Source organism: Rhodococcus sp. NPDC019647, from assembly GCF_044389235.1.
GTDB classification, from domain to species: Bacteria; Actinomycetota; Actinomycetes; order Mycobacteriales; family Mycobacteriaceae; genus Rhodococcus_F; species Rhodococcus_F oxybenzonivorans.
The window spans coordinates 265,895-280,298 of sequence record NZ_JBIRXS010000003.1 but is presented as its reverse complement, the minus strand read 5'-3'; the positions used below and the strand labels follow the sequence as shown (position 1 = coordinate 280,298).

At 67.0% G+C, this 14,404-nt stretch carries 6 protein-coding genes; 2 read left to right on the top strand and 4 right to left on the bottom strand.

The annotated features are described in order from the left end of the window. The first annotated feature begins 63 nt into the window (after nucleotides 1-63). Nucleotides 64-3,387 carry an arabinosyltransferase domain-containing protein gene (locus ACH49N_RS08835; protein ID WP_358271712.1) on the top strand — a complete coding sequence of 1,108 codons (3,324 nt, stop codon included), beginning with the start codon at nucleotides 64-66 and terminating at the stop codon, nucleotides 3,385-3,387. Between the two features lie 95 nt (nucleotides 3,388-3,482). Beyond that, nucleotides 3,483-4,526 (top strand): hypothetical protein, encoded by a 1,044-nt coding sequence (locus ACH49N_RS08830; protein WP_358271714.1) that lies wholly within the window; start codon nucleotides 3,483-3,485, stop codon nucleotides 4,524-4,526. A 26-nt stretch (nucleotides 4,527-4,552) separates the two neighbouring features. Here ACH49N_RS08830 and ACH49N_RS08825 read toward each other — a convergent pair whose 3' ends face one another. The 4 genes from ACH49N_RS08825 to ACH49N_RS08810 form a co-directional block, all read right to left on the bottom strand. Beyond that, on the bottom strand, nucleotides 4,553-6,097 hold the full coding sequence (locus tag ACH49N_RS08825; RefSeq protein ID WP_109326052.1) for an acyl-CoA carboxylase subunit beta: 1,545 nt from the start codon (nucleotides 6,095-6,097) through the stop codon (nucleotides 4,553-4,555). Next, complete coding sequence (pks13, locus tag ACH49N_RS08820) at nucleotides 6,097-11,070, bottom strand: polyketide synthase Pks13 (RefSeq protein WP_358272059.1); 4,974 nt, start codon at nucleotides 11,068-11,070, stop codon at nucleotides 6,097-6,099. Before pks13 ends, ACH49N_RS08825 begins: the two co-directional genes overlap by 1 nt. A gap of 115 nt (nucleotides 11,071-11,185) precedes the next feature. After that, complete coding sequence (fadD32, locus tag ACH49N_RS08815; protein WP_250765602.1) at nucleotides 11,186-13,081, bottom strand: long-chain-fatty-acid--AMP ligase FadD32; 1,896 nt, start codon at nucleotides 13,079-13,081, stop codon at nucleotides 11,186-11,188. A gap of 187 nt (nucleotides 13,082-13,268) precedes the next feature. Next, nucleotides 13,269-14,258 carry an LLM class F420-dependent oxidoreductase gene (locus ACH49N_RS08810; RefSeq protein WP_109326047.1) on the bottom strand — a complete coding sequence of 330 codons (990 nt, stop codon included), beginning with the start codon at nucleotides 14,256-14,258 and terminating at the stop codon, nucleotides 13,269-13,271. Nucleotides 14,259-14,404: the final 146 nt, after the last annotated feature.

Here is a 14,404-nt window from a genome sequence, read left to right as displayed (position 1 = left end):
TCTTGCTTGGCGTAGGGAACCGCCGATATGACTCCTCAGGTTCCTGACATACCATCGACAACCGTGCCCGACGCCGTGACAATCCCTGTGTCCGAACCCGCAGCTGCCCCGCCGCCTGCCCGGCAGGACCGACGGGGCGAGTACCGGACCGCTCGTCTGGTCGCCGTCGTCACCGGCCTCATCGGGTTGGTGCTGGCGTTGGCCACCCCGTTCATGCCCGTGGAGCAGAGCACCGCAACGGTCAACTGGCCGGAGAACGGCCAGGTCAGCGACCTCGAGGCACCGCTGATGTCGCAGGTACCGGTCGCCCTGTCGGCCACGATCCCGTGCTCCGCCGTCGCGGAGCTGCCCGAGCGGGGCGGCATCCTGCTCTCGACCGCACCCGCGCAGGGTGACGGCGCCGCGTTGAACGCGATGTTCGTGCGCGTGTCGGACAAGTCCGTCGACGTCCTCGACCGCAACGTCACCATCGCGACGGCACCGCGCGAACAGGTGCAGTCGGGCGCCTGCTCGGAGATCCGCATCACGTCCGACATCGACACCACCTCGGCGGAGTTCGTCGGCCTCCGCACCCCCACCGGGGTTCCCATCGCCGGTCAGCTGACCGGCGATCTGCGGCCGCAGGTGGTCGGGGTCTTCAGTGATCTCCCGAACGGCGCGGCCCCGGCCGGCCTCTCGTTCACGATGGACGTCGATTCCCGGTTCTCGTCGAGCCCCACGCTGATCAAGCTCGTCGCCATGATCGTGGCGCTCCTGACCACGGCCATCGCCATGGTCGCCCTCGGCAGACTCGACGGCACGGACGGACGGGGGCACCGCAACTTCTTCCCGTCGCATTGGTGGAAGTTCACCGGCCTCGACACCCTCGTCGTCGGCACCCTCGTCGTCTGGCACTTCATCGGTGCCAACACGTCGGACGATGGATATCTGCTCACCATGGCGCGGGTGTCCGACCACGCCGGATACATGGCCAACTATTTCCGCTGGTTCGGTGTCCCCGAGGCCCCGTTCGGCTGGTACTACGACGTCCTGGCCGCGATGGCGAAGATCTCGACGGCCAGCCCCTTCATTCGTCTGCCCGCCCTGATCGCCGGAATTCTCTGCTGGCTGGTGATCAGCCGCGAGGTGGCTCCCCGCCTCGGACGCTCCGTGCGCCGCAACAAGGTGGCACTGTGGACCGGGGGTCTCGTCTTCCTCGCGTTCTGGCTGCCCTACAACAACGGCCTGCGTCCCGAGCCCATCGTCGCCCTCGGTGCACTCCTCACCTGGTGCTCCATCGAGCGCGCGATCGCGACCGGGCGGCTCCTGCCCGCAGCCGTTGCCGTGCTCATCGGTGCCTTCACACTCGCGGCAGCCCCGACCGGCCTGATGTGTGTGGCCGCCCTCCTCGCCGGCACCCGGCCGCTGGTCCGCATCATCGTCAAACGTCACCGACAGGTGGGGACGCTGCCGTTGCTGGCGCCGATCGCCGCCGCCGGCACCATCGTCCTGGTCGTGGTGTTCGCCGATCAGACCCTGGCGGCCGTCCTCGAAGCCACCCGGGTCCGCACTCTGATCGGCCCCAACCTCGAGTGGTACAAGGACTTCCTGCGCTACTACTACCTGTTCGTGCCGACCGTCGACGGATCCGTCGCTCGCCGGTTCGCGTTCCTCACCATGATCCTGTGCCTGCTCACCACACTGTTCATTCTGTTGCGGCGCAGGCGAATTCCCGGTGCCGCCACCGGACCGTCGTGGCGCCTGCTCGGAGTGGTGTTCGGAACGATCTTCTTCATGATGTTCAACCCCACCAAGTGGACCCACCACTTCGGGGCGTACGCGGGCATCGCCGGTTCACTTGCAGCGCTCACCGCCGTGGCGGTGTCGGCGTCCGCGCTGCGATCGCGCCGCAACCGCACCATCTTCCTCGCCGGACTGCTGTTGATGCTCGCGCTGACCTTCGCCGGCATCAACGGGTACTGGTACGTGTCGAGCTTCGGGGTGCCGTGGTTCGACAAGACGGTGTCGCTGGGTGGCCGCGAGTCGAACACCCTCTTCCTCGTCCTCTTCGGACTCGCGGTGGCCCTCGCCGCCTGGCAGTACCTGCGTGAAGGTTTCGCCGCGCCGCCCGTCCGGCCCAACACCGAAAAGGGCAGGCGCATCAGGAAGTTCGCCGCCGCACCGCTCACCGTCATTGCCGGGGTCATGGTGCTGTTCGAGGTGGTCTCCCTGCTCAAGGGCGCGGTGTCCCAATACCCGGCGTATTCGCTGGCACGATCCAACTTCGACTCCGTTGCCGGTCAGACGTGCGGCCTCGCCGAGGACGTCCTCGTCGAAGGCGACACCAACGGCGGCAATCTCGCACCCATCCCCGACCCCACGACGCCGCTGGCCGACCCCGCCGATCCACTCGGCGGCGCCGCGCCCACCGGCTTCTCCCCCAACGGTGTGCCCGCCGACCTCACCGCCGATTACGTCGAGGTCAAACAGGGCATGGGCAACACCGACAACCAGAGCGTCGGCCCCAGCTTCGAGACCGGCGGCAGCGCCGGCACCAGCGGCGGCACCGGCCGCACCGGCGTCAACGGCAGCACCGCCAAGCTGCCGTTCGGACTCGACCCCAGCACCACCCCGGTCATGGGCAGCTACCAGGAAGGCGTCCAGGAACCGGCCACATTGTCGTCCAGCTGGTACGCGCTTCCCGAGCGAAGCGATAACTCCCCGCTCGTCGTCATGTCGGCCGCCGGACGTATCTGGTCGGTCGACCCGACCGGCGCCACCACCTACGGGCAGTCCCTCCTCGTCGAGTACGGCAAGCGTCAGCCCGACGGCACCGTGCAGATCCAGGGCACCTACCTGCCCAAGGACATCGGGCCCGCGCCGTCGTGGCGGAACCTGCGGGTCCCCATCGACGAGCTCGCCCCCGACACCGACGCGGTCCGGATCATCGCGAACGATCCCAACCTCACCGGCGACCAGTGGCTCGCGTTCACCCCGCCGCGGGTTCCGACGCTCGACACGCTCAACTCGACGATCGGCAGCACGCAGCCCGTTCTCCTCGACTGGGCCGTGGGGCTTCAATTCCCATGCCAGCGACCGTTCGACCACCAGAACGGGGTCGCGGAGATGCCGAACTACCGCATCCTCCCCGACCGGCCACTCGCCGTCAGCTCCACCGACACCTGGCAGTCCGCCGAGAACGGTGGCCCGCTCGGGTTCACCGGACTGCTGGCAGGCGCCACCGCCATCCCCACCTACATGCGGGACGACTGGGGTCGGGACTGGGGCTCGCTCGAGCGTTTCGACCGGTACTACCCGGATGCCACCGCGGCCACCGTCGACACCGCCACCAGCACCAGGTCCGGACTGTGGTCGCCCGGCACCCTGCGGGTCTACGACAGCCCGTAGCGAGTTATCCACAACTTCCGGTTCATCCACAGGGCAAAAGTGCCACCTGCACTTTCCCGGAGGTGACCCCGGCAGGGTCCGGCATGCTCTGATCCATGCGACGTGGAATGTGGGCCGACGACCTTTCTGCCATCACCGCGATCAGCCGGGACGCGGTGGTGCGGACGGCCGAGCTGGAACGGCTGGGCATCGCGAAGGGAACCATCTCCGCCCGCTGCGGTGAGCGTGGCCCGTGGCAGCGCATCCTGCCCGGCGTGGTCCTGCTGCACGACGGACCGCCGACGACGCTGCAACGGAACCTGGCGGCGCTCGAGTACGGCGGGCCCGACTCGATGTTGTCCGGGCACGCGGCGCTCACCGCTCTCGGGTACAGCCGGTCGGCGTCGAGAAACGATGTGCTGCTGCTCGTTCCGCCTGTCTGCCATCGACGTGACTGGGCGTATGTGAAGGTCGAGCGGACGTGGCGGATGCCCACCCCGGTCCGGCGTGGACTGCTCCGGCTCGCACCTCCCGAACGCAGCCTCCTGGATGCGGCGCGGCGGACCCTGCTACCCGACAGGTGTCGTGCGCTGCTCGCCGACGGAATCCAGCGCGGCGGCGTCACCGTCGACGACCTGGCGCGCGAACTGGCGTCGGGCAGCCACCGCGGAAGCCAGGTGCCGCGCGCGGTACTGCGGGAGCTCAGCGAAGACGCGCACTCCGTCGCCGAGGTTCACGCCCGAATGTTGTACGGCTCGAGTGACCTTCCGCCACTGCAGCAGGGCGTCGACGTGCTCTCTGCGACGGGGCAGTGGCTCGCCCGCCCGGAGGGGTGGCTCGACGACGTGGCCCTGGCATGGGAGCTCGACTCGCCGAGGTATCACTTCTCCCCGGAACTGCACGAGGCCACCATCGTTCGGCGGGCGCGCATGCAGCGGGAAGGCATCGTCGTGGTCAGTCACTCGCCCGAGCAGATTTCGGCGGCACCGGCGACGGTGCTGGCAGACCTTCGCGCCGCCCGGTCGCTCGCAGCTTCTCGTCCGCGTCCCTCGGTGTTCGCCGTCACCGGGCACACTCAGCGGTCGCCGGGACTTCCCGCAGGGTTCGGCGGTGGCGACGGCGCCGAACCGATGTCACAGCAATCGAATCGGACTGTGTGACATCGGCCTTGATCGCCGCGGATCAGCTAGAGAGGCATCAGATCGTGCTTGCGCGGATTGCGCTGCACCGTCTTGTCGCGCAGCATCGTCAGCGCCTTACGGATCTCGAGCCTGGTCGTGGAGGGCTCGATCACCGCGTCGATGTAGCCGCGCTCGGCGGCGATGTACGGCGTTGCGATGTTCTCGTTGTAGAAGTTGATCAGCTGACGCCGGACCGCGGGTGCGTTCTCGCCGGCGGCCTCGATCTGACGGCGGCCGATGAGATCGACGGCACCCTCGGCGCCCATGACGGCGATGCGGGCGGTGGGCCACGCAAAGTTGATGTCGGCACCGAGCTGCTTGGACCCCATGACCGCGTACGCGCCGCCGTACGCCTTGCGGATCACGACGGTCACCTTCGGCACCGTCGCCGTCACGAACGCGAAGATGAACCGGCCGCCCCGCTTGATGACGCCGATCCGCTCCTGCTCGAGACCTGGAAGGAATCCCGGGGTGTCGACGGCGAACACCAGCGGGATGTCGAAGGCGTCGCAGATGCGGATGAAATGCGCGGCCTTGTCCGAGGCCTGGGCATCCAGGGCGCCCGCCGCGACCAGCGGCTGGTTCGCGATCACGCCGACCGTGCGTCCGTCCACGCGGGCGAAGCCGGTAATGATGTTGAGCGCGACCTGCCCGCCGATCTCGTGGAACTCGCCGTCGTCGAAAATCCGCAGCAGGATGTCGTGCATGTCGTAGCCGGCGTTGTCGGCGTCGGGAATGAAGGTGTCCAGATCGCGGTCCGAGTCCGTGATCTCCGGTTCGAGACCCGGGTTGACCACCGGCGGCTGCTCCATGCAGCTCGACGGCAGGAAGCTGAGGTACTTGCGAACCCACTCGAACGCGGCCTTCTCGTCGGCCGCGACATGGTGCAGGTTGCCGTACTGCGCCTGGTTCCGGGCGCCACCGAGTTCTTCGAGGCTGACGTCCTCGCCCGTGATCTTCCGCACCACGTCGGGTCCGGTCACGAACATGTACGACTCCTCGGTGGCCACCAGAATGTCGGTGTTGATGGGGGCGTACACGGCCCCACCGGCACACTTGCCGAGGATCATCGAGATCTGCGGGCACATCCCGGACAGCGGCTCCTGCCGGCGGCCGAGCTCGGCGTACCACGCCAGCGAGGTGACCGCGTCCTGGACTCGGGCGCCGCCGGAGTCGTTGATGCCCACGCAGGGGCAGCCGATCTTGGCCGCGAATTCCATGATGGCCGCGACCTTCCGGCCGAACATCTCACCGACGGAACCACCGAACACGGTCTGGTCGTGCGAGAACACTGCGACCGGGCGTCCGTCGACGGTGCCGTGGCCGGTGACGACGCCGTCGCTGTACAGGGCGTTGGGGTCACCGGGCTGGCGCATCAGTGCGCCCACCTCGATGAAGCTCCCGGGGTCGAGGAGCATGTCGATGCGGTCCCGTGCGCTGGGAATGCCCTTCTTCGCACGTTTGGCGATCGCCTGCTCTCCCGCCGGTTCCTTGGCGACGTCGAGCTTTTCGCGCAGCTCCGCCAGCTTCTCTGCGGTGGTCGTGGTCACTACTGTGCTCCGATTCCGACGGCGTGGATGGCCGCCAGCTTCTTGGTGAGATCGGCCCCGACCTTGGCGATGTACGGCTCGTCGACGATCTGCAGGTGGTCGCCACCGACGTGGATGATTTCCAGGTTCTCCACCGCGTCACCCCAGCCGCCGTCGGGCTTACGAGTCTTGAAAGCGGGCTCGAGCTGCATGACGTCGTCGTGATAGCGGTCGGCCATGTACAGGACCACGTCGCCGTCGTACTGCTCCAGCTCGGCAGTCTGGATGGCCCGATTGTCGAGCCACGACGTGCGCTGGTGCTCGATGATGCCGCCGGGGATCTTGGTGCCGCTCAGCTTCAGCAACTCGGTGAGGATCTTGACCTGTTCCTCGTCGCTGCCCGCCGCCGCGAGCTTGTCGTACGGCAGCGGGTAGTCGACGTTGTAGGTCTTCTTCGCGAACGCCGCGTAACGCTGCCAGCGCTTCCGGATTTCGTCCGGAGTCTCCGGCACCTCTTCACCCGCCATGACGGTGTCGATCAGGCCGACGATCCGGACGTCGGCACCCTCGGCCCGCAGCAGCTTCGCCACCGCGTACGCCAGCACACCACCGAGCGACCAGCCGTACAGCACGTACGGCCCGTTGCCCTGGATCTCACGGATCAAGGGAAGGTACTCGGCGGCCCGCTTCTCGATCGGACCTTCCGTGCGCTCGAACCCGTACATCGGCGTGCCCTCGGGCAGTCGCTTGAGCAGCGGCTCGTACACGACGGTCGAACCACCGGCCGGATGGAACACGAATACCGGTACGGCAGTGGACCCTTCGGGACGCGCACGCAGTGTGCGCACCAACCCGTCGATCTTGCCGGAGTCCTCGAGGAATCCGCGGACCACATTGGCCAGCTCCTCGATGGTGGTGGCATCGAGGACGTCGTCGAACGTGATGTCCCCGTTCGCACGCTCGGACAGGCGTGCGGCCAGCTTCTCCGCCACCTCGTCGCCGACGATCGGCAACGTGTTGAAGATGCCTTTCGCGGACTCACCGGTGACAACGGCCCACGTCGCAAAGGTCAGTCGCTCGGCCGCATCACGCGGTGGGACGTCCGAACCCGTCGCATCGGCGAACGCTTCCTTGCTGTCCATCGAATTGCCGTTCGCGACAACGCTTTCCTGTGAGGCGGGGTCGGTCACCGCCTCGGACACCGGCGCGGCGGGTTCGGTCACAGACTCCGAAACATTGGCGGCCTCCGCGGCCTCCGCGGCCTCGGCGGCCTCCCTCTCGGCCTTCTGCTTGTCTGCGAGCGCCTGCACCTCTTCACGGTTCTCCACCGCGTATCGCAGGTACTTGCCCACCTCCATGAGGTTGGCGTCCTTGACGGCTTGCAACTGAAGCTGCGGGATGTCGAACTCGTACTCGACGCGGTTCTTGATGCGCACCGCCATCAGCGAGTCGAGGCCCAGTTCGATGAGCGGGATCTCGGCAGGCAGATCCTCGGGTGAGTAACCCATCGACTCCGCAACGATCAGCGCCAGGCGATCATCCAGCGACTGCGAACCGTTCGGGTCCCATTTGTCCCCGATGTCTTCGACGACCTCGGGCAGTTCCTCCACCGGCTCGGCCGCCGGCGCCGCGGTAGCGACAGGCTCCGGAAGCACCGCTCCCGAGGAGACCGCAGCATCGAACAGCAGCGTGAAACCGGACGCGGTCCGGGCATGCACCTGAACGGACGCACCACCGGGATGGGTGGTGAGCGTGGTGGTGAGGGTTCCGTCCGCCGGAACGTCGGCATGGGAAATCGACGCAGTCAGAGCAACATCCGACAGCACCTGGGCCGCGGCGGCGGTGACCAACGCGGGCAGGTCGGTGACGGCATCTGCCTGGACTTCCCACACGTGGCGGCCGTCGGGCAACGACACGTGCGCACCGGGAACTCGGTTGTTGCCGCTCGACGTGATGCGGCTGTGCACCCAGTACGGCTTCCGGAGCCACGCCGTGCGCGGCACGGACGCGTAGTCGCCGGCGGGCAGCAACGACGACAGGTCGACCGCGTGTCCGTGGACGTACAGCTGCGCCAGCGCGGCGAGCACACCGAGCGACTCGTCTTCTTTGCGTTTGAGCGTCTGGATGAGCTGCATGTCGTGCAGACCGGCGTCGAAGGCCGTGGCCGCCACCGACATCAAGGCCACCGGGTTCGGGGCGAGCTCCACGAACGTGGTGTGCCCGCTTCCGACGGCGAGGCGCACGGCGTTGGTGAAGTACACGCTGTGCCGCAGACCCTTGGTCCAGTACTCCTCGCGGTGGATCGGCTCAAGGCCGGCGCGGTAGAAGGTGTCCTGATCGACCGACGAGTACACGCCGCACTTCAGCTTGGTGGGTTCGATTCCGGCCAGTTCGGCGGCCAGCTCGCCCAGCAGCGGGTCCACCTGTGAGGTGTGGCTCGCGCCCTTCGTCTGAAGGACCCTGGCCATCTTCTCTTCACCCTCGGCCCGCGCGACGATTGCGTTGACCTCGGACTCGGGTCCGCCGATCACCGTGTGGGTCGGGGCCGCGTACACGCAGACCTCGAGGTGCGGGAAGTCCGGGAGAACGGTCTCGATCTCGGCCGCGCTGTACTCGACGAGCGCCATCAGGCGGATGTCGTCGCCCTCGAGCGTGGCCTCGGCCTCACCCATCAGACGCGATCGGGCGCAGATCACCCGGACTGCGTCCTCCAGCGGCAGACCACCGGAGATGAATGCCGCCGCGGCCTCGCCCATGGAGTGACCGACCACGGCCTCGGGCTCGGCGCCGTGATGGCGGAGCAACGCCGCCAGGCCGATCTGGATCGTGAAGATGCCCACCTGCGACGTCTCGACGTCGTAGTCGACGCTGTCGTCGAGGAACTTCTCCTTCATGGAGTAGCCGGCCTCGTCCTCGATCAGCGCGTCCACTTCGTCGATGGCCGCAGCGAACACAGCATTCTCGAGATACAGCTGCTTGGCCATCTTGCGGTGCTGTGAACCGAAGCCCGACAACACCCACACCGGGCCCTTCGACGACGGTGAATCAGCCGAGAACACACCATGTCCCGGCTTACCCGCGGCGACCGCACGCAATCCGGTGATCGCCTCGGAACGCGTCTTCGCCAGCACCACGGCCCGAGAACGACCGTGATTGCGGCGCGCGAGGGCACGAGCGACATCGGCGAGGGGCGTGGTGCTGCCCGCTTCCGTCTCGAACCAGTCGGCGAGATCGGCGGCGGCACGGCGACGTCGGGAGGGCAGCGCGCCCGACACCGGAAGGACGACGGTCTGCTCCACAGCCGCGGTCTCTTCCACAGCCCCGGTCTCATCGACAGCCGAGGTCTCATCGACCTGCGCGGCGACGTCTGTCGCGTCGGCGCTGTCGGCGCCGGTGGTTTCCTCGTCCGCAACCGGCCCGGTGTATTCCCGCACGACGACGTGAGCATTGGTGCCACCGAAACCGAATCCGGAGACACCGGCCACCGCGGATCCCGAGTAGCGCGGCCAGGCCGCACCTTCCGGGATGACCTGCAGGTGTGCCTTGTCGAACGCGATGTACGGGTTGGGTCCCGCATAGTTCAGGGTGGGCGGCAGGGTGTCTTCCTGCATTGCCAGCACGACCTTGATGAGCCCCGCCGCACCGGCGGCCGCCTCGAGATGGCCGAAGTTGGTCTTGGCGGACCCGAGGAGCGCAGGCTTGTCGTCCGCACGTCCACGCCCGACGATGCGGCCGAGCGCGTCGGCCTCGATCGGATCACCGAGGATGGTGCCGGTGCCGTGAGCTTCGATGTAGTCGACAGCCGAAGGATTGATGCCGGCGTCGCGGTATGCGTGTCGCAGCACATCGGCCTGAGCGTCCGGGTTCGGTGCCGCGAGACCATTGGAGCGGCCGTCCTGGTTGACCGCGCTACCGGCGATCACGGCCAGAACCCGGTCACCGTCGCGTTCGGCATCTTCGAGGCGCTTCAGAACGACGAGTCCGCCGCCTTCTGCCCGGATCATGCCGTCGGCGTCAGCGGAGAAAGCCTTGATGCGCCCGTTGGCGGCCATCACACCGAGCTGGTCGAACCCGAGGGTCCCGGGGGGCGCGATGAGCATGTTGACGCCACCGGCAAGCGCGACGTCGGATTCGCCGGTCCGCAGCGAACGCACCGCCTGGTGGACGGCGACCAGCGAGGAGGAGCACGCCGTGTCGAGCGCGACGGAAGGCCCGCGGAAGTCGTAGAAGTAGGAGACACGGTTCGCGACGATCGCCGTCGACGTGCCGGTCAGCGCATACGGGTGGGCGCCGCCCTCGGCACTGACCGCCAGCATCTGATAATCGTTGGCCGAGCTGCCGATGAACACACCGACCTGCTCGCCCTTGAGATCGCTCGCGGGAATGCGGGCGTGCTCGAGAGCCTCCCAGGTCAACTCCATCGCGAGGCGCTGCTGCGGATCGACGTTGACGACCTCGAGCGGAGACATGGCGAAGAATTCCGCGTCGAAACCCTTCACGTCGTCGAGGTAGCCACCCAGTGTGTTGGCCTTCTCGACCGCCGCCTTGATCTGCGGGTCGGCGGTGAATTCCTCCCACCGGCCCTCGGGGAGGTCGGAGATGCCGTCGCGGCCCTGCGCGAGCATCTCCCACATCTCGACGGGGGTCTCCCCCGCTCCCGGGAATCGGGTCGAGAGCCCCACGATCGCGATGTCGTGCGAGTCCGACGTCGGCCCGGACGCGTAGTACGCGGCATCGGCCGAATCGTCGATCTGCTCGGGCTCACCCTCGATGATGCGCGTGGCGAGCGAGGCAATGGTCGGATGCTGATAGGCGACCGTCGCGGTGAGCGTCACTCCGACCAGTTCCTCGATCTCGCCGCTCAAGGCGACGGCATCGCGGGACGAGAGGCCGAACTCTTCCATCGGGCGGTCGTCGGTGATCTGGGCGACCGGCTGGCCGGTGGCGTCGGCGACCCAGTTACGGAGCCACTCACGCAGCTGCGCAACCGTCATGTCGCCGGCAGACCCCGCCGCCCGGTCCGCATCGCTCGTGGTCGCACTCGCGCTGCTACCCCGGTCTTCATTCAATTCAGCCATCAACTCACCAAGCTACCCGTCAGAAAGTGGACTAGTCGGAAACGCTATCGGGGAACGCCGTCTGCGTGTATCCGCCACGCAGGGTCCCTTCGATGTAGCTCGCCTTGCAGGCGCGGCGGGCGATCTTGCCGCTCGACGTGCGCGGAATCGATCCCGCCGGAACCAACAGAATGTCCCGTGCGGTCACACCGTGCCTGCTCGAGATGGCTGCCCGCACCGTGTCGGAGATGGGCTGGGGATCGGCCTTGCCGGCGCCGGGAGCACGCTCGGCGACGATGACGAGCTGCTCCGAGGAATCGTCGGGATCGAACGACAGCCCCGATTGTGTGTTTTCGAACACGACCGACGGCAACTGGTTCGCCGGGACGGCGAACGCGGCCACGAAACCCGGCCGCAGGGCGTTACTCGCCTCCTGCGCGGAGAACTCGAGATCCTGCGGGTAGTGGTTGCGGCCGTCGACGATCACGAGGTCCTTCACCCGGCCCGTGATGAACAGCTCACCGTCGATGTAGACGCCGAAGTCCCCGGTCCGCATCCAATTGGCATCCTCGGGTGTGCCCTCGGCGTGGCTGCCCTCGACGAGCCGGTTGGTCAGCTTGTTGTGGAACGTTTCCGCGGTCTCGTCGGTGCGACCCCAGTAGCCGGTGCCGATGTTCTCACCATGCAGCCAGATCTCCCCGACCCGGTCGTCGGGCTGCTCGATGCCCGTCTCCGGATCGACGATCGCCGCCCACTGGCTGCGCGCCACGTATCCGCACGACACCTGCGGGATCGCGTTCTCGGCGTCCTGATCGACCTTGACGACGCGTCCCGCATTGAGTTCGTTGCGGTCGACGTAGATGACCCGGGCCTCGTCCGAATGCCGGGTCGCCGACACGAACAAGGTGGCCTCGGCCATGCCGTACGACGGCTTGATCGCCGTCTTGGGCAGACCGTAGGGCGCGAACGCCTCGTTGAACTTGCGCATCGACGACGTCGTCACCGGCTCGCTGCCGTTGATGAGGCCGATCACGTTGCTCAGGTCGAGGCTCTCGCCGTTCTTCGGCAGACCGCGGGCGGCCGCGTGCTCGAAGGCGAAGTTGGGGGCAGCGGCGAAGGTGCCCGCGCCGTCCGAAACCGCGGCAAGCTCCTTGATCCAGCGGTACGGACGCTGCACGAAGGCACGCGGACTCATGATGGTGATGTACTTGCCGCCCAGCGCAGGCAGGATGACCGTCAGCAGGCCCATGTCGTGGAACAGGGGCAGCCACGTGACGCCGCGCGAGTTCTCGTTGAGCTCGATGGAGTCGACCATCTGCAGGGCATTGGTGCCCACGGCACGGTGGGTGATCTCGACACCGGCGGGAACACGCGTGGAGCCGGACGTGTACTGCAGGTAGGCGATGTCGTCGAGGTCGATCTCGGGGCGAACCCAGCTGTCGCCGACGCTGTCAGGAATGGCGTCGACCGCGATGATGCGAGGGCGTTCGGCTGCGGGAAGTGACCGGAAGAACTGGCGAACACCCGCGGCGGAGGAGGTGGCCGTGAGGATCGCGGAGGGCTTGCAGTCACCGAGGACGGCGTGGAGGCGGTCGGTGTGACCGGGCTCGTCGGGATCGAACAGCGGCACCGCAATGGTGCCGGCGTGGATTGCGGCGAAGAACGAGATGACGTAGTCGAGACCCTGCGGCGCGAGGACGGCGACACGGTCGCCCGGCTTGGTGACCTGCTGGAGGCGGGCGGCGACAGCACGCAGGCGATGACCGAACTGTTCCCAGGTCAGCTCGTGGGCTTCACCGTCACGGTCCCGCGAATAGTCGATGTAGCGGTACGCCAACTCGTCCGAGTTCTCTCGCGTGTGACGCTGGACATAGTCGACCAACGTACTGTCCGAGTCGAGCCGGATATGGCCCTTCTCGTCGATAAAATCATCGAACTTCGCGTTCATTCCATCTCCTCCGAAGCGATCACACAGGCACGCCACCGGCATGCCTGCGCCCCAGACTTCCTTCGCCGAATCGGATCTTGTACAACTCGTGGGGAATCACGCGAAACGCGACTCACCCGAATAAGTGCATCGATTCCAAACCATCGATATGTTACAGATTGGCATCGCCGCCCTCGCTACGCTGCGTCTACTCGCCCTTCAGTTGCGAGATGATCGGCGCGAACGCATCCATCTGTGTGGGGAACACGCCGACGTAGGACATTGTCGTCTTCTCGCGCACCATCCGGATCTGATCGGCGATCTCGTCGAAACTGCCGATCGCCAGGTAGGGCGAGTTGAGGATGTCCTCGACCGAGAGCTTGGCGTCCACCTCGATGTTGGGTGGAAAGCCCTGATCGAGCGCCGAGAGTGCCATCTCGGCCGTCTGCTCCCGGTCGTCGGTGATGACGATGGTCGTGATCGTCCAGTTCAGCTCGATGTCGTCGAATCGCTCACCGGCCGCTTCGCGGATCCGCTCGACCCGTTCCATCGTCTTCTCGAGCGTGACCCCCGACAGCAGCAGCTTGCCTTCCTTGCTGGTGGGGGTGGCGACGGAAATGATGTCCGCGTACTTGGCGGCAAGAGCCAGCATCTTGGGGCCGCCACCGCCGACCGCGATCGGCGGGCGCGGGCCCTGGCGGGGCCGCGGACTGCCGGTCAGGCCCTTGATCTGGTAGTACTTGCCGTCGAAGTTGCATTCCTGGCCGCGCAGCAGCGTGTCGAGAATCTGCAGCGACTCCTCGAGCTTCGCGATGCGCACGCCGGGTCGCTCGTAGTCGATGCCACCCTTGTCGAACTCTTCTTTCATCCACCCGGCGCCGATACCGAGTTCGAGGCGTCCACCCGACAACACGTCGATGGTGGCCGCATCCTTGGCGAGGATCGCCGGGTGCCGGAAGCCGTTGGCGAGCACCGCGGTGCCCAAACGGATCTTGTCGGTGGCTATGGCCAGCGCACCGAGCGCGGCGATCGGCCCCACCTGATTACCCAGGTGATCAGGGATCATGAAGCTGTCGAACCCGAGTTCCTCGGCTTTCTGGGCCAGTTTGACGAACCGGCGCGCGCCGCCCTCGTCTGCGTTGCCCTCGCCGCCGGCCGCGAATCGGAACTTACGGGGCGGGCTGGCCTCGGAACTCATGTATCGCTTCTCCTGTGGTGAAACGCCCGCGCAACAGGACGTGAACATCGGTGGGATGGGCACGGGTGGTGCCGCAACAGTGCAGCACTCTACCGGTGCCGAGAAACGCACACTACCGGCGAGTACGAGGCGTGCGTCTCTGTTTG